We start from the raw sequence: 21904 nt of genomic DNA, 5'->3' as shown, positions 1-21904 counted from the left end.
TAAATTTGCGGCTTTCCAACCGGAACTTGAAGCATTGACTGATTAAGGACCCCCGTAGAAATTCTATTTTTTTGCAAACAAGGATATGAAATGATCGTATTCAGAAATGCAGGTATCCTCATCCTGGGTATCCTCTTTTTAACTCAATGCGTGCCTGCCGTTAAACAGGAACAAGTCGAATTGGGCCTTGAGGTGGATTACCAACTCAGTGACACCACGGTCATGCATCTGGCTGACTGGCAACAATCCGGCCAGGTCCAGTTCATCTATCCCTACCTGCATGATGTCAATGCCACCTACCGTTATGCGGCCGCACTGGATCTCGGATCCATGGCTGGTCAATACCAAACCGATTCACTGGCACCGCTGCTTGCCGACCCTTCACCCGTGGTACGGGCACAAGCTGCTTATAGCCTGGGGCTGAGTGGTGACGATGGGGTTGCCGCCTCACTGGTGGAAGCATTCCAGCAGTACGATTCGACCGGACAGTTTTATCTGGCTAACCGGGCCATTCTCGAAGCAATCGGCCGGGTTGGTGATTCCTCGCTGCTTGAGCCCATCAGTACGGTGGCAACCTACAAGCCGACCGACACCCTATTGCTGGAAGGCCAGACACGGGCGATTTATCAGTACATGTTGCGTAGTATTCCCGAGCCGGCAGGAACAGCTACCATGGTTAAATATGCAACCAGCGCGCTTTATCCCTATTCGGTTAGGCTCCTGGCAGCCCATTATCTGGGGCGGGCCAATCCGATTGACCTGTCCGTCTATTCTTCGGAATTGCTGGAAGCCCTGGCTACCGAAACGAATGCCTATTTGAGGATGCCCCTCCTGCTGGCGGCGGGTAAGTCCAAATCTCCAGAGGCTCTGGCAGCATTGAAGAAAGCGGTTGCTCAGGAACCGGACTTCCGTTTGCGGTGCAATGCCATTCGGGCACTGGGTAATTTTTCCTTTAATCAGGCCCAGGATGTCATCGTGCATCAGTTGAATGATGCCAATGAGAGCATCGCTCTGACAGCTGCCCAATGGATCAGTGATCATGCTGATGAAAACGACCGGACCATGCTTTCCAACCTGGCCTATGGCGACTACCGTGACCTGGTAAAAGCGAAAATCATCGGTGCTGCCTTACGGCACATCCCCTATCCCTATGGTATCGCCAGAAGCAACCGGGCTTCGATCCTCACCCAAATGATCAACAAAGAGAGCAACACGACCATCAAAGGGCTGATGATCAAGGAATTGTCCTATGATCTGAAATCCTACCGTGAACTGCTTAAATGGGCTGATGACCTGGAAGCTCCGGTGCGCACTGCAGCCCTGGAAGGGATCGTGGCCATGCTCAAGGACAATCATTACAATTCTGCATTCGGTGGTGGAGAATCGGTCAAAAAAGAACTGATCTCAGCACTGATCACGGCTGCGAACCGCAGAGACCCGGCTGCCATTCAGCTGGCTGCGGATGCCCTGGTGGATCCCAAGACCAAAAACCTCTGGACAACCAATGAAGTCAGCCAGATGGAGACCCTGTTTGCATCCCTGGATATAGACTTTGATCACGATGCCTACAATGCTTTGGGTGGAAACCTGGCCAAGAGGCAGAACAAAGCCTACAAGGCTGAACCCATCCAGAATTATGCAGAGATTCAGTGGAACCTGCTGTCACAGTATGAGAATGCTCAGGTGGTGGTGCAAACGGTGCGCGGAAACTTTGCCATACGTTTTTTCCCCGCAGCTGCTCCCGCCACCGTGAGCCGGATCATTGAGCTGATCATTCAGGGATTTTACGATGGGAAGGTATTTCACCGGGTGGTACCCAATTTTGTGGTACAAACCGGCTGCCCCCGCGGGGATGGTTATGGTTCATTGCCTGTGTTCCTGCATAGCGAGCTGGCGCCTTTGCAATACAACCAGGAAGGTCTGGTTGGGATGGCCTCCAGCGGAAAAGATACCGAATCCAGCCAATTCTTTGTGACCTTGTCTCCCACGCCGCACCTGGACGGAAAATATACTATTTTTGCGAAGGTCATTTCCGGTATGGATGTCGTTCAGTCGATCTTGCCCGGAGACCGGATCGAAAAAATCAGCTTACAGTAACCGATCATGAAAACGACACCTTTAACAGAATTGCACCAGGCGCTGGGCGCAAAAATGGCACCTTTTGCCGGCTACCTTATGCCTATTTCTTATGCCGGAATTCAGGAAGAACATAAAGCAGTCAGGGAACGCGCCGGATTATTTGATGTTTCCCACATGGGCGAGTTCATTGTTAAAGGAAAACAGGCTCTTGACCTGATCCAATACGTAACCTCCAACGATGTTTCCAAACTGGCCATTGGCCAGGCGCAATATTCCTGTCTGCCCAATCGTGACGGCGGAATCGTCGATGACCTGCTCGTTTACCGGCTCGATGAAGATCAGTGCGCGGAAGGTGAGCAGGCCTATATGCTGGTGGTCAATGCTGCCAATATTGATAAGGACTGGGATAACATCCAGCAGTTCGCCGGTCAATTTGATACCCGGATCGTCAATATATCCGATCAGTCCGCATTATTGGCATTGCAGGGCCCCAAAGCTGCTGAAATCCTTCAGTCGCTGACCGATGTCGACCTGAGCCAGCTGAAGTATTATCATTTTACGAAAGGCCCGGTTGCCGGGGTTGACAATGTAATTGTCTCGGCCACGGGGTATACGGGCGCCGGAGGATTTGAACTTTATTTTAATAATCAGCACGCCATCCGGTTGTGGGAAGCAATTATGGAAGCGGGCAAATCCGAGGGCATCATGCCGGTTGGGTTAGGAGCCCGGGATACCTTGCGCCTCGAGATGGGATACTGCCTTTACGGGAACGATATTGACGATACTACTTCACCCCTGGAAGCTGGCTTGGGATGGATCACGAAGCTCAAGAAAGGAGCTTTCGTCGGCAAAGAGAAGATCGAGTTTTTGAAAGAACAGGGTATATCCCGCAGATTGGTCGGATTTACGGTGCAGGACAGGAGGGTTCCCCGTCACGATTACCTGCTATTTTCCACTGAAGGAAATGAGATAGGCCGGGTCACCTCGGGTACCATGTCTCCAACATTGGGAATACCGATCGGTATGGGTTATGTGCCGGCAGAATTGGCACAACCCGGCTCGGAAATTCAGGTTCAGGCTGGCAGTAAATTACTTGCTGCAGTGGTAACGAAATTGCCTTTTCTTACCGATTGATTCGCGTCCGGCAGTTAAAAAGATAAGGGTTCTGTAAACAATTGTTTTGACCTGCGTATTTAAAATGAAGAAAATACGTGGCATGGATTATAAGGAAGGTAAGGCATTGTTTGTGGAGCGGTGGGGAGTGCTTGGTACCGAGTGGGGTATCAGCCGGACCATGGGCCAAATTCACGCCATACTCCTTATCTCCGCCAAACCATTGTGTACCGAGGATCTGATGCAGGAATTGTCGATCTCACGCGGCAATGCCAGCATGAATCTTAAGACCTTGCTGGATTGGGAGATCATCTATAAGACCCATCTCACCGGAGACCGGAAGGAATATTATCTCGCAGAAAAAGATATCTGGATCGTCCTCAAGCAAATCATTCGCCAACGAAAACGTAAAGAACTGGACCCGATGGTGGATATCCTTCAGGAGGTAGCCCAGGTACAGGGGGTGTGTGAGAAAAGCTCCGAATTTTGCCGTATGGTACAGGAATTGAGGCAGTTTTCCCAAAAAGCCGATGTTGTATTGGATAACCTGATCGAATCCGATCCGAACTGGCTGAGTAAAACGTTCTTCAAATTGATCCGCTAATCGCTATCAGCATGTTAACACAGGCTGCACTTTGCATTTTTGGCATTTGGGATGATAAGTTTTATCTTCAGCACTTTTTAATCCAGAAAAAATTTAACTGACTATGAAGAGATTGCTTCAACTAACAATTGCATTATCATTTATTGTTTGTACACTGCAGGCCCAGCAGTTGCCGCAAAAGAGCCCACATGCCAGCGTTTCTTACGTACTTGGCGTCACTGATATTAAGATCGCCTACTCTTCACCGGCAGTTCGCGACCGGGATGTGTGGGGTACCCTGGTGCCATACAATGAGGTGTGGCGTGCCGGTGCCAACGAAGCGACTTTAATGCACTTTGGTACGGATGTAAGCATTGAAGGCGAGAACCTCGCTGCCGGAACTTATGCTTTCTTTCTTACGCCTAAAGAAGGTGATAAGTGGACTGCACATTTTAACTCCGATACCACCTTGTGGGGTGCCTATGGATTCGATGCAGCCAAAGATGTTGTCACCACCGATGTTGAGGTCAAAGGTTCTTCGGTCAATGAAGAGTGGCTCAATTACACCATCAATGAGTTTTCACAGGAGAGTGGTTACATCCGGTTGGCCTGGGAGAAAAAACGGATATACATCCGCGTAAAGGCAAAGACCGTTGATCTCGCAGTTGCCAATGTAGAGAAAGCGCTGACCTCTGCAAAAGACGATGATAAATGGCAGATCTATGCCCGAGGTGCCCAGTATCTGGCCGATGCCGGTGAACAACTGGATAAAGCCATGGAATGGGCCAAAGAGTCGGTAGGGTTAAAGGAAGGCTTTTATAATTATTGGATCCTGGCTCAGGTACAGGGTAAAGCAGGAGATACTTCTGGTGCGATAGCCAGCGCAGAGAAAAGCCTTGAATTAGGCAATGCTTCCAACGATCAATTTTTTGGAGAATTTAAGGAAAGCATTTCCAAAGCCATTGATGCCTGGAAAGACAAACCCTGATTTAATTTCGCAATAGATATTTAAGGCGTGACCCGTATCCCGGATTGCGCCTTTTTATTTTGGTCTCAAAAAACGCGCTGAACCTGTGCGCCTTCCAGGTTAAATGGTTGCGCAGGTTTCGTCTGGATCCAGATTACTCCCGGTTGCTTCCCTGCCTCAAACGAACCCAGGCGGTCATCCATCTGTAATGCCAGAGCGCCGTGGTAGGTGGCCCATCGCAATACTTCTTCAAAAGCCAGATACGACTGATAGCGCAGGATAGTCTTCATTTCTTCAAAGATGGACAGCTGCCAGTTGGAGGTAAGTGAATCGGTGCCAATTGCCAGGGTTGCCCCGGCTTCCTGGAATTTCCGGTAGTCGGGCATCCGGTTTTCAATGTACAGGTTGGCATTGGGACAGGTAACCCAAAAGGTAGACGGATTCCAGTCCATCGCCTCCCGGATATCCTCAGGAGAACTGAGTGTATTGTGAACCAGGAGAATGGGTTGGTCGGGGTGCAGCCGTTTCCTCGCATAAACCAGTGAAGAAGTGCCCGGAGCGTCAAAGTTGAAATCGATGCCAAAGTCGCGGAAGAATGCCGGGAACCCACCGCTACCATTCAGGAAGAGCGCGTCTTCATGGGGCGTTTCCTGATTATGCAGGCTGATGGTGGCGCCGCGGTCATTCTCTTTCTGAATGAATTTATAAAGGGTATCTGATACAGTGTATGGTGCATGCGGCACCGCACTGACGGCATGCCGTGTCGAACGCTGACCGGCAAGTACCGGTCGGGCCCGGTCGTAAGTCGACTGTGCCTGCGAATCCTGCATAAAATCAAACAGCTCTACAAATGAGTAGTAATCGATGGGTGAACCTGATTTCACCGGAACGGTGTCTGCTGTATTGCAGATGTCTCCTACCGCCTGTATACCGGAATCATACATGGCCTGATCTTCCCGGGCTATGGCTTCCTGGATAATCTCCGGATCAACTTCCCGCAAGCTCACTACGCCTTTCAGGAAGGGCAGTAGTCCGGTACCGGTTGGTACCCTGCCTTTGAGATGCGACAATTCCAGGTGGCAGTGCGCATTGATGAATCCCGGTGCAAGCAAACCTTCGTAGTGCTTCACGCTGGCGGGATCATGATCGGATGAGGGTTCAATGGCCAGGATCCTGCCCTGCTCATTGAGGATCAGAACCTGTCCCTTTTGCGGTTTGCGGTCTCCCGGACAAAGGTAGGTTGCAGTTAATTTTTGGATTGCCATGCTGCCTGTTTGAGGTATTCAATATGAATATTACACCGGATGAGCCGCCAAGTTAGGATGTTAAATAGATTTTAATAACACCATTTACCGGCATCAGGTAAGAAGAAAGAACGAATTTTATCCCGGCAATTCCACTTTCTGGTACCATTATCACGTTCTGAAGAAATGAAAATATCAACACGCACATCTTTGATCCGACTGCTTGGCTTAATGATGTTTGCAGCTCTCGCAGGTGTCGGGTGCATATCTGCCCAGCAATCAACGGCAGGAAAACCTGTTTCAACTGACATCCTGCGCTTTGATTATACCCATGTGTCGTTCGGACCGGTAGTGAAAGGCGAGACCCGTGATACCGTATACCACTTCACCAACATCAGCAGTGAGCCGATACAGATCGATCTGGTCTCTGCCTGTGACTGTACCACCTATACGTATCCGGAAGAACCCATTCCCCCGGGCGGAAAAGGTACCCTGAAGATCACTTTTGATTCCAGCAGCAAAGAGGAAAATGAAACTCTTACGGTGGACATCATTCTCAAGAATATCAATCCGGCGACGGGCTATGCTTTCGTTTATCAGGTGTCCTACGATTACGACCTGAAGTTGAAATAAGACCGGAATTATTGACCCACCCCGATTTGTGTCAGGAGTTGGCCCAATTCTTCTTCAATTTGGCGGATCCGATCCGGTAGACCGGGAAGATCCGGATGCAATGGGCGGTGGTCCAGCTGAAGGATTAAATTTTTCAACTTATGCCAGTCCAGGTGGTCTTCCGGCCTGAGCATCGTCTCCAAAAACCGGTCGAGGATATATTCGATGGCCTGAGAAGTGGGATGAGCCATATCCCGGTCATAAAACCGGTAGTCGCGTAAGGTATCGATCTGTATCTCGTAAGCAGGGAAATAATACAGCCGGTCCGGAAAGGTGTTGGTCAGCGCTTCGGCGGCAAGTAGCAGGACAGCTTTGCTGCGGTTGCTTTCCACCAATCCATCCCTCAGGTATCGCACCGGTGATACGGTTAAGGTGATGCGCAGTTGTGGGTTTTCTGTGAGCAGAGCATCCACCAGCGGCACCCATAATTCAATGATCTGTTCTACCGAAGCCCGGTTTCTTGAAAACAGGTGACCCGGAACCTTGTGGCAGTTATTTACGATCAGATTATCCTTCCTGTACAGGTAGTAATGAGCACTGCCCCAGGTCAGGACCAGGTTATTGGCATTCATCAGTCGATCCCTTCCTGCCCGAAATGCTTCCTCCATGCCACGCAAGGTTTGTTCTCCGGATACCCTGCTGAAACGGCCATGGTATTGCCAGTGGTGGAAGAGCCCGTCCTGGTTGAACAGGGCTTCTTCGCGGGGAGCCTCCCCGGCAAGCAATCGTCTTAATTGCTGGCCCAGAGACAATGGATTAAAAGTGATGCCATAGGGGTTCAGGCCGATGTCCAGATGGTGGTGTGAGAGCAGGTTAGCCAGGTTTTCCGCAAAACAGGAACCGATACAAAGAAACCGGTCTCCCAGGCCAAAATGCCAGTCAGGGAGCGGAATCTGCACGGGTGTCTGGAGCTGCATGAGAGGTGCTTGAGGTAGTAAAATTATTGTATTTTGCGAGCTTCATATCATTTGATATGCATATTTGGGATCGATTATTCAAGCATAAGGAAGCGGCAGGCGAACCACCACTGCGTCTGGGAAGGTATACCGATCTGTATAAGGAGGAAGGACAATACAATTCCTGGGACCGGGCGCTGGATGCCTATGATTCTGAATCGTATTGGGATGCAATTCAGCATTTTATGGATTATCTGCGGGATCCCGGACTGGACAATGCAAAATCCTGGATAGAGGATCATACCCTGCAATTTTCCTTCTTTCAGGGATCCAAACAGATTTTTGGACGTGCATCTTCCACTCATGTGCGGGCAGAGAGCAGGATAGCGTTTTCCCAGGATATGAATATCGGTTTCCTGCGCCGGCTTATCGAGCAAAATTTTGCCCTGAAGTATTCCCGGTTTACTCTGGATGACAAGAACTACATTACCCTGGTTTTCGACACCGCACTGGTTGATGCCTCTCCTTACAAATTGTATTATGCCCTGAAAGAACTGGCCGTTCATGCCGACAAGCAGGATGACCTGCTGATCTCCGAGTTCAGGGATCTGGATCCGGTCAATACCGGTCATACGGTTGCTTTAACAATGGACGAACTGGAGCATAAGTACAAGTATTTCCAGCATCAGATCCATTCCACCCTTACCTTTCTCGATTCTGCCAGGATAAACTACATGCAGTATCCTGCTTCCATAGGCTATCTGCTTCTGGCGCTGTGTTACAAACTGGACTACCTGCTGGTACCACAGGGGACACTGATGGAGGCATTTGAAAAAATGCACCGGCTTTATTTCGCCAAGGACAATGAGACGCTCTATCAGAAAGTGACGCAGCTCCGGCATGAAATTGAAGTCTTGCAGCATATTTCCCGCGAGGAATTTGACCAGCAATTATACCTCACCAAATCGACCTTTGGCATTACCACTCCGGTCAATCATCAGCAGATCCAGGAATTGATCCAGTCGGAATTCAGCAACATCAATTGGTACATGGAAAATGATTTTCCCGAGATTTCACTGGCCATTTGTGATTACCTGGTAGGCTATTGTTTTTTTAATTATGCACTGCCCGAACCCGACCGTGATCTGTTTCGATTGTATTACCGCATCCGGGAGGAATCCTATTTTCGCGATCTTGGCTTCCCGCCCCGATACTTGCAGAATGGAAAGCTGGATAAGAAAAATGTTCGCAAATCACTTGAAGCCATCGAAGAGGAGTACAGGAACCGTTTTCCCCATTTGCGACTCACCGTACACGACCTTAATTATGAAGACCAGGCCATGTGTGCCCGGTCCTTTCTGGCCATGGTAGGCGCTCAGGACCTGACAAAACTGTATTGATGGAGGAAGTCATCGAACGATTGAAGCAAATCATTGTCCAGATTGCCACACCCTATGTGACCGGGACCGGCTTTTTCCTGGCTTCCGACGGGCTCATCATCACCAATGAACATGTGGTCCGGGACAATCGTCAGGTCATTATCCACAGCGACTGCATTCCGAAGCAACTGGTCCCGGTGGTCTACCTGGATGAACGATTTGATCTGGCATTCCTGGCTTTGCCCAAACAGGTGAAATGCACTGAGCAGGGTAGGCTCAACCTCGGTCAGGAAGCACGGGAAGGGGAAGTGGTTGTCGCCGCAGGACATCCGTACGATCTGAAATTTACGGCTACCCAGGGCATCATATCCAGCACGCTCTTTCGAAACGGGGACATCCGGTACTATCAGCATGATGCGGCACTGAACCCGGGAAATAGCGGTGGCCCCCTGGTCAATATGGCAGGGGACATCATTGGCATCAATACCTTTGTGATCCGCGATGGACAAAATATGGGTTTTTGCCTGCCATCGGGGTATATCCGTTCAGCCATCGATGAATTCAAAGCGGCCGGGAAACCGGAGGCGATCCGGTGCCCGGGGTGCTCCAATATCGTCCATGTGACGAACCTCTCCGGAAAATATTGCAGCTTTTGTGGGATGCCAGCTGCCATGCCATCATCCGCGGAGCAATACGAACCCACCGGACTGGCAGCAACGATAGAAGAGATTTTGGCCAAACTGGGATTCAGCGTGCCCCTGTCCAGATTGGGTCCAAACAACTGGGAGCTGCTCCGCGGCAGCGCCAAAGTGAATATCAGCTACCATGAGAAGACTGGCCTGATCACCGGGGAAGCCTACCTTTGCTATTTGCCTAAAGATGGGAATAAAGCCCTGTATGAGTACCTCCTGCGTCAGAACTACCATCTCGAAGGTCTTACCTTCAGTGTCCGGGGGAGTGATATTATTTTGTCATTATTGATCTACGATCAGTACATGAATCCGGATTCGGCATTACATTTGTTCCAGGATTTGTTGGATAAGGCCGACGAATTCGATAATATTCTGGTTGAAAGCTATGGTGCTATTTGGCGTGAGACGTCCTGATGGCACACTATTATATGGCAATTGTCGTTTATCTTTAGGGTAATAGATTTAAGCAACGAACACCCGACGTCGAACATTCTAAATCGCTTAAAGCAGAATCTATGGAGTACAGTGTATTACGCGCCATAAAGTCCGGACTGATGTTTCTGGTAGTGATCGTTATGACCACCACCGCCAGTACTCAGGATATCCATTTTTCTCAGTTTTACATGTCTCCGCTGACTCTGAATCCGGCCATGACCGGCGTTATGAACTGTAACAACCGCTTCATCGCCAACTACCGCAATCAATGGGCTTCCGTATTGAAATCCAATGCCTACAATACCTACGCCGTATCTTACGATCATAAGGTTCCGGTAGGCCAGTACGACAATTTTGGTATCGGCGGTTCTTTTTATGGAGATGTTGCCGGCCAGCTCAATTTCGGGACCATGAAGGCCGCTTTATCCGGATCCTTCAGTAAAAAGATGTTTGGCAACCGTCGCAACAGTCATTATATGGTAGCCGGGACATCATTGGGATATGCTTTCCGGACCATCGATTTTACCCAGGCCCGCTGGGGACTTCAGCACGACAACAACGGAGGTTTCGACCCGACCTTGCCCACCGGGGAAGAAGGCAAACTCTATCAGGACAACCTGTCTTTCGTCGACCTGAACGTAGGATTGCTGTGGTTTTCAGTCATCAACAAGGACAACAATGTCTATCTGGGTGTGGCCTACGATCATTTGAATCAGCCAAATATTGCATTCGAAGAAGGTACCACCATCCCGCTGTACGGAAAATACACCATTCACGCTGGAGGTGAGATCAATTTCAACCGGCAGTATTCCATTTTACCCGGTATTGTCATGCTTAGTCAGGGCCCTTCCTTTGAAATAAACGGAGGTACCAGCCTGCGCTTTTTGTTTGGCCCCCGCGACGCCCAGCAATCGGTACAATTCGGACTCTGGGCACGGCTGGCTAATCATTACGAGAAATCCATATTGATGGATGCCATCATTTTGTCAACCCGGTTTGACTACAATCAGTTTGGCCTCGGCTTTAGTTATGACATCAACACTTCCCCACTGCATCAGGCCAGTGGTTCCAATGGTTCTTTCGAATTTTCGCTGATTTACAAATTGTGCGGAGCAGAGAATCGTGGGGTGTATTGTCCTGAGTTTTAATATATTTACGACAGAACATATCCTGTGTTAAGAACTACCCGGGTCCTGGATTCCTATGGGCCATTGCATCGATTGGAATCGTTCCGTTAAGACTGTTAAAGCATTTGGCCAATCGCCGGATAAGTCTTAATTTCATGAACTGCCACTATGTAGCAATTGATAAAAAAATTGTCCAAAGAAAGAAAACCACCTGATTATGTTTGGAAACAACACAAAAAAAGACGTGAAAAGCAATACCTTACCATCAATGCCATCTCCCTCCGGCCACTCCCTGAATAGTGTCGTTGAAGGAACCATTATCGAAGGTGATATTCGCACGGAGAGTGATATTCGTATCGATGGAAACCTGTCGGGGACATTAAATTGCAAAGGGCGGGTGATCATTGGCCCGAAAGGAGTCGTCGAAGGTGATATCCGCTGCGAAAATGCACTGATTGAAGGCGCATTCCACGGTTTATTGTCGTGCAACGACACCCTTACGGTTAACGAAACAGCCAGCATCACCGGTGATATTAATACCGACAAACTGGTTGTGCATTCCGGTGCTACTTTCAATGTGAATTGTAATATGGGCGTTAAAAATGCGACCAAAAATCACGCGGAGAAAAAACAGGAAATCAAACTGACTCCTGGTGCCACCGATAAAAAACCGGCCAAGGATGAGATCATTTCCTTTGTGGAAGATCCCATTAAGAAGTAATTGTGACACGTAATCCGACCCCCAGGGTCAATGCGTATCTGAAATATACCGGAATGGCTCTGCAGATGGGAGCCATTCTTTTTTTCTGTATCTGGATCGGGCAAAAGGCAGATCGGTATTTTGATCTGGCTAAACCCTGGTTTACCGTAGGACTGGTGCTGGTAGGATTTATAGGCACCATTTATTCGCTAAACTTACAACTACGGGAGGATAATGACTGATTTCCCGATGATGCGTTATCCGGTAGTTCCGATCCTTTAGTACCTTTATTCACGATGAGCTCTGCACGGTTCTACCTGGGATTAGCCATAGTGCTGCTACTTGCTGTCGTCAGTCAGTTATTGTTTGGCTGGTTCCTGCCGGAGTTAAAACCATTTATTGGTTTAGGGTATGTGGCGATGGTGTATTTCACGACCCTATCTGTACTTATTTATTACCTGAGCAAGCGGCTGGGCACCCACGAAAATCCCTATCTGTTGCTTTACCTTACCTATGCGGTCATCCTGTTCAAACTGGCGTCGAGTGTGGTTATTGTCTATGCCTTCAAGCGACACTATCATCCGGATACCCGGTATTTTGTTCTCCCCTTCATTGTTGTCTACATCCTGTTCACCATCTTTGAGACCGCCTATATGGCCAAATCTGGCCGGCTGAAGAGCAGCAAAGCTCTGAATTAACAGGATCAACGACTCATGACCTTTCAACCAGTAACCAATCCTATAAGTCAATTACTCTAATTGGGAGCAATTTTGCGATCTTTGAATGCAATCGATGTACTATGTCCGACAACCAAGATGCTGTTTATCGCATAAGCACTGCCGGTGCTGAACCGGTTATGATCACTTCCGATGCTTTGTCGTCACTGGATGTGGTCGCTACGGGTTCAGGCTCCTATCACCTCCTTTGGGAAGGAGAATCTTTCCATTTTGAAGTGGTTTCTGTGGATCTGGATGCAAAACGATTAAAGATCCGTTCTGGTGGACAGCTGTTTGAACTGATGGTGAACGATGCCCTGGAGCTGATGATTGAACGATTGGGTCTTCAACGGCATCGCAGCAATGCACTGGAGCAGTTACGGGCGCCGATGCCGGGACTCGTCCTCAAGTTGTTGGTGAACCCCGGCGATACCATTCAACCCGGAGATCCGGTGGTGATCCTGGAAGCCATGAAGATGGAGAATGTCATCAAATCCACTGGTCACGGCACGGTAGATCAACTGCTGGTCCGGGAAGGTCAGCCGGTCGAGAAAGAAGCGGTATTGATGACCTTCAAGTAAATTCGTGCTGATCCTGCTATTTCTTGATTTTATAATTTTGATCGAGGAATGTCCGGTAATCCTCGACACGTTTGGATTGTTGCAGCTGCCGCCAGTTGTGTAAGCTGATCGGGAATGCATCGTATCTGAACCGGTCGGGCAGGAAGTCCTTTTTATTTTTCTCCACCGTCTCATAATAGGCCATAGCCTCCTGTTTGGTCTTGAAGTCCCGGATGATGATCACCGGTATTTCTTTCTGAACATCAAGGCCGATTGATGAATACTGGAATTTACGGTTGGAGAAATACTTGCTGTTAAAGTTGTACACATTGGACTTGGCATCATTAAGGGAAGCGTCCTTCGAGTTGTAGAGGATGACCAGGAAATAATGCAGTACATCATTGCCTTCGTCCTGATAGGTCACGATGGATGAAGTATTGGTACTGGCACCAGCATTGGGATCCCCGCCGTACAACAAGCGTAACAGCTCCCGTGCGTGGGTCTGTTCCTCTGTATTAGGATAATTGGCGATGAATTGCTTCAGTGCCTCGGTATAAGCATCTTTACCCTGGGTACCACCGACACAGAATACACCAAGCAGGGCAAATTTTGCCTTCAAGGCATTGTTCTTACCAAATAATCCCTCTACGCCTTCCAGCAACTGAGTGGCTTGTTCGTATTGACCCTGGCTATAGATGTCAAAAACTTGTTGGTAATAGGCGGCAAGCTTTTGTTCAGGGGTCTCCTGACGGGCATAATAGTCGGGATCTTTGAGAACGACAGCAAACTTACTCTGCGGAAATTCAGCCAGGATGGCGTCCTTATAGCGAGATGCTTTGGTAGGGTCGTTGAGGTCATTGTAGTCCAGATATAGGTAGTAATAGGCTTCTTCTTTATGACTGGTCTCCGGGTAATCGTTCAGAAGCAGCTCATGCTGATCGGCAGCTAATTGATAGCGGTCGATATTATCCCTTAGTAATACACCCAAGCGGAACCGCGCATCTTCAATTTTGCCTTTGGCGCGGGCCAGGTCCTGTGCATTGCGGGGTACATCTTTCAGGATTTGATATATTTCGTCATCCTTGACCTGATCGGCAGCCGGCTGCTGGTCGGCTACGGCCTGCTCGGTTTGGGTGGCATCCGGTCTTAAGCTGCGGCGCCAGTTGTCTTCATTGGCGCGGTTACCCCATTTATCGGAAAAGGCCTTCAGTCCCCGTTTGAGTTCTTTGTCGTCATAGGCAAAGAAAGTTGAATTGGCCGATGGGTTTGTACTTGTTTGTCCGGGTCTTTCCACCTGTCCCGGGGTGGCTCTGGCTGCCAGCGGATCTGGTCTTACAGTCGACTGAACGTTTTTGGCTGCCTGTTCTTCATCCTGCTGCTTTTTGATCCTGGTGGCCAGTTCGCGCTTTTTGTCATCCGGCCATTGCGAAACCCGGATCAGACTGTCGGTCAGTGCAATGATATCGGCTTGTTCTGCGATGGGCTTCAACGAAGTTGCCAGTTCCTGGACCTTGTCCAGCCGGACGTCGGTTTTCAGCATAAATTGCTGCGTGCTGTCGTAAAAGTGGTAAGCAGGAGAAAAGTCATCTTTTTCGTAATGCAGGCTGGCAAGCAGATAATACGATTCAGCTTTTTGCAGCTGCATTTTTGAGGGCTGCCTGACCGATAATTTCAGGTGGTCAATTGCTGCTACGCGGTCGCCCTTGGACAGGTCGATCTGTGCCAGTGCATAGTAAAGCTGGTCACGGTATTCGGCATTTTTCGCTTCTTTGATCATGTCATCGATGGCATCAAGCGCCTTCCGGTCTGCTAGGCTGCCGGCTTTGTTTTGGAGTACGATCTGTTTAAGCTTGGCATTGAATTCCAGATCAAATCCGGGCCGGTTGTCCAGCACCTGAGAATAATGTGCCAGTGCCTGACTGGCATCACCGGTCAATTCATACAGCTGGCCCAGAATAAAGGCCAGACGGGCACGTTCGGCTTTATCGTCACTGAGGTCATAGCCTTTCTGCAGCGAGAGGATAGCCAGGGCGTAGTTTTCCTGTCGTATGGCGTTATCTCCTTCGGCTACTGCAGCCATTTGGATCACCTCTGACGGGGTTTTGCTTTTCAGCTTGAGTTCGTTCAGGATGGACTGCGAAGCGTAAAAATTACCTTGTGCCGTCTGCGCCCTGGCAAGCCAAACCATGCCTTCGTAGTAGGCTGGGGTCTCACCAAATGGCTTGTCATCATCCTTTGGCTTATCCGGGGTCTTCTCCTGATCTTTCTTCGTTTTATTATCGGCTACAGCAGGGGTGGCGTTTGGTTTGTTCTCCGGAGCTGTTGTTGTCGTTGCCGGAGCCGTCGCAACCTGTTCTTCCGGTTTGGTGGAGGGTGGGTTCTTTTTTCGGTCGGCAATGGCTTTCTTCCGGGCTTTGATCTCATCTTGCCGTGCTTTTTCAGCACTGCGGCTGTTCTTCTTACTATTGCTGTTGTTCTTTATCGCTGCCTCACGTTCCTTTTTGGTAGACTTGTTGCTGGAGGCTTTTTTCTTGGATGAGGTCTGTTTCTTCCTTTCCTTCATCTTGGCGTTGCGCTCCTTGGCTTGTTCATTCTGGGTAGCCCGGCGGTTGTTCTTTACATTGTCCGGGTCAAATTCATCAACCAGGTATTCAAAGGTTTCCCGTGAATCCTGGTATTGATGTTTAAGAAATTGGGCCTTACCCATCAGGAGGTAACTATCATCGGTCCATTTGCTGACGCGATGCAGATTGATGACAACAGATAACTTCTGAATAGCCTGGTCCATATCCGGTGCCACCGCGGCCGGGTTTTCCACATCGACGTAATCGTATACCGGAAGTAATTGGGTATAGTTGTCCTGATGCTGCTCTTCCAGCTTCAGCGTTGTGAGGTAAACGAGCTCGTTGGCATTGAAATATCCGTTGTATTTAGCCGTTGTATTCTGATACAACTTGGACATACCGTTGATATCATCTCGGCGCTTCTGGGTAACACAAGAGGACAAAATGAAAACGATAATGCTAAAAACGACGTACTTTCGTTGTCTATAGGAACACACCATATGCTTGTACACTTATCGCAGATCTATCTTACATATAACTTATTGACCACAAATTTATTTTAAATATTTCATTTAAATTGAATTCCAATGCCAGTCGATCCGCAGGGTAAGAAAAACAGACGGTGGGAACACTTGCGGGTACCTTACCGCCTTGTGGTAATGAACAATGAAACCTTCGAAGAAATAGGTTCTTACCGCCTGACCCTCCTCAATATTTATGTAGCCATCTGTTCACTTTTACTGCTTGGCGCCATCCTGATCTGGCTACTGGTGTTTTTCACTCCGCTCAAGCGCCTGGTCCCGGGTTATGGCGACGTAACCAGCAGTGGTGAATTCATCAAAATCGAACGCAAATTGCGAAGTGCAGAGGAAGAACTCTCGGCCTATAAGTTGTATTACGAAAAAGTCCGGGGCTTGATCACCGGTCCACAGGTTGCCGCGACATCCGAGACGGAGATGAGCTCACCACAGATCCAGGCAGACCAGGAACCTGTGACCCGGATACCGGAGGATGAAGAATTACGGGATAAGGTGGAAACCGAAGATGCTCTCACGATCTCCCCCGAAGAGTTCATCAATTCACGCAAACCGGATCGTGAACTTTACGAAATCTATTTCGTACCACCCGTCAATGGTGAGATCAGTGCGCCTTTCATGCCGGATAAAGAACATTTTGGCGTCGATGTACTGGCGCCCAAAAACACTCCCGTCCGCGCGACGATGGACGGTTATGTTATAGCCAGTGACTGGACGCTGGAGACCGGCTACACCATCGGCATCCAGCACGACAATAATCTGATCTCTTTTTACAAACACAACTCGGTATTGCTTAAAAAAGTAGGAGAGCCGGTCAAAGCCGGCGAGGCCATTGCGATCATCGGCAACACCGGTACGCTATCGGATGGTCCCCACCTCCACTTCGAATTATGGCAGAATGGGAAACCCATCAATCCTGCCGACTACATCCGGTTCTGAGCTGGGCACGACATCAGACGATGGCTTCTTCCATCTTCTGACGCCAGATCGGAAACCCATCTTTGACTGCTGAATTAGCATAAGAGTGCTCGATGGTACGAAACAAAACTTTATTACCTGGGGATGCCTGACGCTTCCAATGTTGTTTGTATTGTTGCCGGCCTTGTTCCCGGATTATTCCAATAATTCCTTCCATGATCCTGAATTGCTCTGGAGTGGATACCTGCGCGGGGTCAAACGACCACAGGTAGGTAGCGTGAGAATCCAGGAGCTCCCAGCAATGATGTGTCATTTGATTTCCTTTTATGAAGAACAGGAATCCGGCGAATGGACGCAATGTAAACCGCAATCGTTGATCCTTAGCTTGTAACTTGCCTGCCAGATACTGTAATTGGGGAGCATTCCTGACCTTAAACTCGTCCAGCAACATCGCTAATAGATCTTCATCCGATAAAACGGGCGTTTGTTTGGAAGCCTGATTGTTTTCCTCATGATACTTTTGCAGCTCATCGGAGGTAAACAGGCTCTGATCAACCGATGTTGTGGGATCATTCCAACGGTTCAAAAAGTGTAACCGGCGGACAACCTCGACCAACCGGTGGTCGATTTTATCCAGTTCTGGTGAGTGGGCGCCTGATACCTGGAGCCCTTCCTTATTTTTAAGCCATTGCAGGATGATCCTGATCTTTTTAGTGCCCAGTGCCTTGGCGAAGAATGGTTTGATCCAGTTAAATTCCGGTACCAGATAAGTATTACTCAATGCCACCTGTACTTCTCCGGGTACCCACCGGGATCGAACCTTGATCCTGGCCTCACCCAGCCCGATCTCCAGGTCCAGCAGATCGGCTTTGATTTCTTCGGTCCACTTTTCCTTTTGTAGAACAGTATGAAGTTCCTTTGGCGCAGACGAAGATGGCTGATGGTGTTCCAGCCATGCAGGCAACTCCGGTTCTTTGGTTTCTATCAGTATTCCGGTTAAATCGATTTTATGATAAAAGGATAGCAATGGCTCCAGTTGATTCCAATCCAGTGCAGTAAACAATACAAACTGTATTGGCTTTTTCATCACTTGTTTGTAAAAGGGTTGGATATCATCCGGATGGTAATCCAGCACTTTTACCTGAATGGCAGCACGCTCTTCATTGTAATTTACGATGGCAACCTTCCAGAAAATTTCCTGGTTTGAACGAAAGCGAATGCTTTTCGGAGGAAGATTGGTCTGGGAAAAGGGGATGCTTTGCCGGTCGGTTAAGAAAAGCTTTCCCTCCGCAATACACAGGATACGTTTGTTGGATTGAACATCCATCCTGGGTATTACTGTGTCGTGTAGATAAATTCTTTCAGCTGCCCGGCCGGCTCGATCACGGTTTGCATATACACCCGCATCTTTGGCTGGTTACGCCGGGTGAAAACCAGATTGGGCATTTGGCGCGAAAGCTGGTATCCTTCATCCGTCAGAAATGCGGTTGACAAGGTTCCGAAGTCCTGGCTGAAGATCAGGCCCTCATTGGAATACATCCTGATATGCGAATTGTCCACCAGATAACGTACCAGTTGTTTGGGTAAGGGTTCCTGCTCCAGATTGCCCAGTCTCTTAACCTTCTCGCCTTGCTGGTCAAACAGGAAATGGGTATTCAGATAGGCAATGTTAACACCGGTGAAGGAGGTCTGCAATAGATAGCCTTGTTCACTGATGTCGATCTCCCGGGTATATCCGTTTTCGGGAAGCGTCTCCCGCGTCCAGCCTTCTGATGGCTTCTGATGGAAATACCAGTAGGAAGGAATAAAGTCTTTCCAGTCGGTCAGTGTTTTAAAATACGAATAGCTGGTACCTCCGCCATCCTTAAACTCATTCTGGTTGCTTTCCAGCTGCAGGTAGTTGTTTTTCCAGCGGTAGCCCCGGGGAATAAAAAAGGTCACGGAAGAATCGTTTTGCAGGCGGGGAACATCGTAGAAGAAACATTCGTGGCCGGTCGATTCGTTGGTAGCACGGATTTGCCCCAGCTTGATGGTTGAATCATAGTGGAAGACCGTACAGCTTTCCAGGTATCCGCTGAGGGCATTGACGGATGTTTTAATCTTTTTTGCCTTGGGCGCACTGGCGTTCAGATAGAAGTATTGATACCGGTTGCTGTTGTTCACCCGCAGGTAAAAACAATAGTCCAGTTTCAGATTCCGCTGAAAGTAGATTTGCAGTTTGTGGCGCTTCAGCTTATAGTGTTCATTGTTGCCGGCGGTGGTGACATTGTAAAGGAAGTCATTGACCGCATACACACTATCAATTTCGATCATGGTGTCGAATAAGTCTGCTTCTTCCACGACGAGGTCGTGTTCGGCGGGATCCTGCAGCGTGATCTGGGGAGCCATGTTGAAGTAGGCGTTGAGCTGGTATTCAAGGCTTCGATCCCGGTGCTGGAGCAGGTAGATGGTGGTCCCTTTGCGGTAGGGCTGTTCGATCGTCCAGGTGTAGGGCTTCGCTCCCTGGTCCCCGGAAATTTCCCTGGTAGCCAGTACATTTTTGCTCGAGTCGAGTACAAAAAACTTCTTGATCTGGCCATTCCCCGTCATTTTGGGAGTCAGGGTTATGGTCCAGTCCTGGGAAAAGCCGGTGGTTGCCCAGAGCAGGAGAAGTGCGATCAGGTGATGGATTTTGTTGTTCATCTTGTCACCTAAGGTAGCAGATTTTGGAGAAATGGAAGGGTCAAATAGAGGAGGGCATGTAGGACAGCTTTGAGAAATGTTGACTTTATAACATAACATGCATTTTAAAACATGAAACCAAGATACAAATTGTTGATTCCATTCCATCATTAAAAGAGTGAAAGGAGGTCTCGTTTTCATCGATTGGGGACAGAAGTCAATTGATTGACCTTGTTGTTTAAGATTCAACTCGGATCATACTGAACTGATAATGAGTCAAATCTTTTTGTCGGCGTTCATTGATAGCAGTGAAAATTATTTTTAAAGAGGTCAACAATTATAACTTATTAGCCTTATTTTAGTGAATAACCGAATGATTGTCGACTATTATTCATACAGATACAATGCCCAATGGAGTTGGAAAGTAGCAAGATAGACTGGATTGCCCACATCAAATCAGAACCGAATAAAGCATTAGCTACTCTTTATACCAGAACACGTAATGAAGCAGTATCGTGGATCAACAATACATTTGGACTTCAAGGCGATGATGCAAAAGAGATCTATCAGGATGCTATCATTATATTGTATAATAATGTATTGCAAGGTAAAATTGTGTCACTTGAAAGTAATATTAAGACTTATTTATTTGGAATATGCAGATTTCGAGTGTATGAGTACTTTCGGGACAAAAAGAAGATACTCGTGAAGGATGACAACTTCATGGTAGACATAATATTAGAGGATGAGGTTGAATATAAGGAGGAGCTTGAGAGCAATATCAGCCAGATGTATATGCATTTAAATACAATTGGAGATCCATGTAGATCCATATTGCAGCTTTATTATTTTGAAAAAATGGATATGACATCGATCGGAGATCTTTTGGGCTATAAGAATAGCGAAACAGTCAAGAATCTGAAATATAAATGCATCAAGAGGTTACAAAAGATGTTTGACTTACACTAAGATGTAAAGAAACTATGGAAGTTAGAAAAAGTACAATTGATTTATACGACAGCTATATTGAAGGAAACCTGGATTTTCAAGACATTGAAAGTAAGTATGAAGATGATTCATCGTTGAGAGAAGAGATTGTATACCTACAGACCATGGAGTATGCCATCCGGGTTAAGGGATTGGCAGACATGAAGAAGAGTTTGCAGGACATAGACAGAGAGTTGGAAACTGCTCAAAAACCTGTAACAGAGAAAAAGGTATTGAAACTTTCATCGTATAAATATTTACTTGTAGCAGCATCTCTCCTAGGCCTGCTAGTCACAGGCAAGATTGTTAAGGACAGGTTAACTTTAGGCAGCCAGGATAGCATTTATGCACAATACTTTTTGCCTCCACCTCCACCTTTCAGTTCGGTTAGGTCAAATCAAAATATTGAAGAAAATACAGAAAGGCAATCAGCCTATCGTACTTACGAACAAAAGGATTACACGCGATCTTCACAATTGTTGGAAAATGAATTTCGACGCTCTGGAGACACATTAGATCTGTTCTATGCTGGTATATCATATCTGGGTGTAAAAGACATTGAAAAAGCAAAACAATTGTTACAATTGATTAAAAATGATTCAGCCTATATAGCTAAATTTAACTATAAAGAATTTATTGACTTAATGGAGGGTCAAAATAAAAGTAAGTCGATAAAGTAGGTTTCCTATTATTTGGCAAATTAGTGAAGTATGCCTTGGCCGTGCGATTACTTTGTATTTATTTGCAATAATTTAGGAATTAAAAATTCTATTAGTACATGACAAAAATCTTAGATAGATTTGTGTCATAGAGCCTAATCGACATTTTGGGATGCACCCCATTGAAACTTGATATCTTCAATTATTCGTTTTCCGCTAATCAACATGATAATGTTAGAAAATTTATATATTTATTCCGTGTAAATTGTTCAATAGAATTAGAATTATTCAACCTGGAAGGCAGCCAAATATTGGTTTGTTGGGGCAATCTGCTAAGTTGTTCCGCATAATTGCGGTGAGAGTTCGATTCTCTCGCCCTCCGCAGAAGATAGATGAAAAACTATAAGTTATAAGTT

20 protein-coding genes are annotated in these 21904 nt (G+C 47.6%); 15 read left to right on the top strand and 5 right to left on the bottom strand.

Annotated elements, in window-relative coordinates:
* Positions 1–90: 90 nt before the first annotated feature.
* The 4 genes from H6570_22350 (at position 91) to H6570_22335 (ending at position 4763) form a co-directional block, all read left to right on the top strand.
* The gene (locus H6570_22350) at positions 91–2097 is read left to right on the top strand and encodes a peptidylprolyl isomerase (protein MCB9322039.1); all 2007 of its coding nucleotides are present in this window, start codon (positions 91–93) and stop codon (positions 2095–2097) included.
* A 6-nt stretch (positions 2098–2103) separates the two neighbouring features.
* Positions 2104–3213: a glycine cleavage system aminomethyltransferase GcvT gene (gcvT, locus tag H6570_22345; GenBank protein ID MCB9322038.1), complete on the top strand. Its 1110-nt coding sequence runs from the start codon at positions 2104–2106 to the stop codon at positions 3211–3213.
* Between the two features lie 82 nt (positions 3214–3295).
* Complete coding sequence (locus H6570_22340) at positions 3296–3796, top strand: transcriptional regulator (protein MCB9322037.1); 501 nt, start codon at positions 3296–3298, stop codon at positions 3794–3796.
* Positions 3797–3899: 103 nt separating this feature from the next.
* Entirely contained in the window at positions 3900–4763 is an 864-nt protein-coding gene (locus H6570_22335; protein MCB9322036.1) for a DUF2911 domain-containing protein, read from the top strand.
* A 65-nt stretch (positions 4764–4828) separates the two neighbouring features.
* On the opposite strand, the gene H6570_22330 is transcribed toward H6570_22335, so the two are convergent.
* Positions 4829–6007 (bottom strand): amidohydrolase family protein, encoded by a 1179-nt coding sequence (locus H6570_22330; protein MCB9322035.1) that lies wholly within the window; start codon positions 6005–6007, stop codon positions 4829–4831.
* A gap of 189 nt (positions 6008–6196) precedes the next feature.
* Here H6570_22330 and H6570_22325 point away from each other — a divergent pair, with 189 nt between their 5' ends.
* On the top strand, positions 6197–6619 hold the full coding sequence (locus tag H6570_22325) for a DUF1573 domain-containing protein (GenBank protein MCB9322034.1): 423 nt from the start codon (positions 6197–6199) through the stop codon (positions 6617–6619).
* Between the two features lie 8 nt (positions 6620–6627).
* Here H6570_22325 and H6570_22320 read toward each other — a convergent pair whose 3' ends face one another.
* Positions 6628–7575 carry a GSCFA domain-containing protein gene (locus H6570_22320; protein ID MCB9322033.1) on the bottom strand — a complete coding sequence of 316 codons (948 nt, stop codon included), beginning with the start codon at positions 7573–7575 and terminating at the stop codon, positions 6628–6630.
* A gap of 56 nt (positions 7576–7631) precedes the next feature.
* On the opposite strand from H6570_22320, the gene H6570_22315 reads away from it, so the two are divergent.
* The 7 genes from H6570_22315 to H6570_22285 all read left to right on the top strand — a co-directional run bounded on the left by H6570_22315 (position 7632) and on the right by H6570_22285 (position 13184).
* On the top strand, positions 7632–8954 hold the full coding sequence (locus H6570_22315) for a hypothetical protein (protein ID MCB9322032.1): 1323 nt from the start codon (positions 7632–7634) through the stop codon (positions 8952–8954).
* Positions 8954–10039: a trypsin-like peptidase domain-containing protein gene (locus H6570_22310; GenBank protein MCB9322031.1), complete on the top strand. Its 1086-nt coding sequence runs from the start codon at positions 8954–8956 to the stop codon at positions 10037–10039. The genes H6570_22315 and H6570_22310 overlap by 1 nt, the downstream gene beginning before the upstream one ends.
* 101 nt (positions 10040–10140) lie before the next feature.
* Positions 10141–11208, top strand: a complete 1068-nt coding sequence (locus H6570_22305; GenBank protein MCB9322030.1) for a PorP/SprF family type IX secretion system membrane protein — start codon at positions 10141–10143, stop codon at positions 11206–11208.
* Positions 11209–11404: 196 nt separating this feature from the next.
* Positions 11405–11908, top strand: coding sequence for a polymer-forming cytoskeletal protein (locus H6570_22300; GenBank protein MCB9322029.1), 504 nt, complete (start codon positions 11405–11407; stop codon positions 11906–11908).
* Positions 11909–11910: 2 nt separating this feature from the next.
* Positions 11911–12129 carry an AtpZ/AtpI family protein gene (locus tag H6570_22295; GenBank protein ID MCB9322028.1) on the top strand — a complete coding sequence of 73 codons (219 nt, stop codon included), beginning with the start codon at positions 11911–11913 and terminating at the stop codon, positions 12127–12129.
* A 54-nt stretch (positions 12130–12183) separates the two neighbouring features.
* On the top strand, positions 12184–12585 hold the full coding sequence (locus H6570_22290; GenBank protein ID MCB9322027.1) for a hypothetical protein: 402 nt from the start codon (positions 12184–12186) through the stop codon (positions 12583–12585).
* Between the two features lie 101 nt (positions 12586–12686).
* Positions 12687–13184 (top strand): acetyl-CoA carboxylase biotin carboxyl carrier protein subunit, encoded by a 498-nt coding sequence (locus H6570_22285; protein MCB9322026.1) that lies wholly within the window; start codon positions 12687–12689, stop codon positions 13182–13184.
* A 16-nt stretch (positions 13185–13200) separates the two neighbouring features.
* Here the strand turns inward: H6570_22285 and H6570_22280 are convergent, their stop codons facing one another.
* Positions 13201–16125, bottom strand: a complete 2925-nt coding sequence (locus H6570_22280; protein MCB9322025.1) for a tetratricopeptide repeat protein — start codon at positions 16123–16125, stop codon at positions 13201–13203.
* A 189-nt stretch (positions 16126–16314) separates the two neighbouring features.
* Here H6570_22280 and H6570_22275 point away from each other — a divergent pair, with 189 nt between their 5' ends.
* Positions 16315–17202: a M23 family metallopeptidase gene (locus tag H6570_22275; GenBank protein MCB9322024.1), complete on the top strand. Its 888-nt coding sequence runs from the start codon at positions 16315–16317 to the stop codon at positions 17200–17202.
* A gap of 13 nt (positions 17203–17215) precedes the next feature.
* On the opposite strand, the gene H6570_22270 is transcribed toward H6570_22275, so the two are convergent.
* A complete protein-coding gene (locus tag H6570_22270) occupies positions 17216–18508 on the bottom strand; it encodes a hypothetical protein (GenBank protein MCB9322023.1) in 1293 nt (430 codons plus the stop codon).
* A gap of 8 nt (positions 18509–18516) precedes the next feature.
* The gene (locus tag H6570_22265) at positions 18517–19863 is read right to left on the bottom strand and encodes a hypothetical protein (GenBank protein MCB9322022.1); all 1347 of its coding nucleotides are present in this window, start codon (positions 19861–19863) and stop codon (positions 18517–18519) included.
* A 390-nt stretch (positions 19864–20253) separates the two neighbouring features.
* On the opposite strand from H6570_22265, the gene H6570_22260 reads away from it, so the two are divergent.
* Positions 20254–20811: a sigma-70 family RNA polymerase sigma factor gene (locus H6570_22260; protein ID MCB9322021.1), complete on the top strand. Its 558-nt coding sequence runs from the start codon at positions 20254–20256 to the stop codon at positions 20809–20811.
* A 14-nt stretch (positions 20812–20825) separates the two neighbouring features.
* Positions 20826–21509 (top strand): hypothetical protein, encoded by a 684-nt coding sequence (locus H6570_22255; protein MCB9322020.1) that lies wholly within the window; start codon positions 20826–20828, stop codon positions 21507–21509.
* Positions 21510–21904: the final 395 nt, after the last annotated feature.

Source organism: Lewinellaceae bacterium (assembly GCA_020636135.1).
Lineage (GTDB): Bacteria > Bacteroidota > Bacteroidia > Chitinophagales > Saprospiraceae > JAGQXC01.
Note: the sequence above shows the minus strand (reverse complement) of the source record. Positions and strands in the feature narration are given on the sequence as shown.

Excerpts from the sequence above, each read along its gene's own strand:
- H6570_22260 (MCB9322021.1), top strand. The coding sequence starts at position 20,254 with ATGGAGTTGGAAAGTAGCAAGATAGACTGGATTGCCCACATCAAATCA.
- H6570_22330 (MCB9322035.1), bottom strand. The coding sequence starts at position 6,007 with ATGGCAATCCAAAAATTAACTGCAACCTACCTTTGTCCGGGAGACCGC.
- H6570_22305 (MCB9322030.1), top strand. The coding sequence starts at position 10,141 with ATGGAGTACAGTGTATTACGCGCCATAAAGTCCGGACTGATGTTTCTG.
- H6570_22280 (MCB9322025.1), bottom strand. The coding sequence starts at position 16,125 with ATGTCCAAGTTGTATCAGAATACAACGGCTAAATACAACGGATATTTC.
- H6570_22255 (MCB9322020.1), top strand. The coding sequence starts at position 20,826 with ATGGAAGTTAGAAAAAGTACAATTGATTTATACGACAGCTATATTGAA.
- H6570_22320 (MCB9322033.1), bottom strand. The coding sequence starts at position 7,575 with ATGCAGCTCCAGACACCCGTGCAGATTCCGCTCCCTGACTGGCATTTT.
- H6570_22285 (MCB9322026.1), top strand. The coding sequence starts at position 12,687 with ATGTCCGACAACCAAGATGCTGTTTATCGCATAAGCACTGCCGGTGCT.
- H6570_22315 (MCB9322032.1), top strand. The coding sequence starts at position 7,632 with ATGCATATTTGGGATCGATTATTCAAGCATAAGGAAGCGGCAGGCGAA.
- H6570_22335 (MCB9322036.1), top strand. The coding sequence starts at position 3,900 with ATGAAGAGATTGCTTCAACTAACAATTGCATTATCATTTATTGTTTGT.
- H6570_22265 (MCB9322022.1), bottom strand. The coding sequence starts at position 19,863 with ATGAACAACAAAATCCATCACCTGATCGCACTTCTCCTGCTCTGGGCA.
- gcvT (MCB9322038.1), top strand. The coding sequence starts at position 2,104 with ATGAAAACGACACCTTTAACAGAATTGCACCAGGCGCTGGGCGCAAAA.
- H6570_22350 (MCB9322039.1), top strand. The coding sequence starts at position 91 with ATGATCGTATTCAGAAATGCAGGTATCCTCATCCTGGGTATCCTCTTT.
- H6570_22300 (MCB9322029.1), top strand. The coding sequence starts at position 11,405 with ATGTTTGGAAACAACACAAAAAAAGACGTGAAAAGCAATACCTTACCA.
- H6570_22340 (MCB9322037.1), top strand. The coding sequence starts at position 3,296 with ATGGATTATAAGGAAGGTAAGGCATTGTTTGTGGAGCGGTGGGGAGTG.
- H6570_22310 (MCB9322031.1), top strand. The coding sequence starts at position 8,954 with ATGGAGGAAGTCATCGAACGATTGAAGCAAATCATTGTCCAGATTGCC.
- H6570_22290 (MCB9322027.1), top strand. The coding sequence starts at position 12,184 with ATGAGCTCTGCACGGTTCTACCTGGGATTAGCCATAGTGCTGCTACTT.
- H6570_22270 (MCB9322023.1), bottom strand. The coding sequence starts at position 18,508 with ATGGATGTTCAATCCAACAAACGTATCCTGTGTATTGCGGAGGGAAAG.
- H6570_22275 (MCB9322024.1), top strand. The coding sequence starts at position 16,315 with ATGCCAGTCGATCCGCAGGGTAAGAAAAACAGACGGTGGGAACACTTG.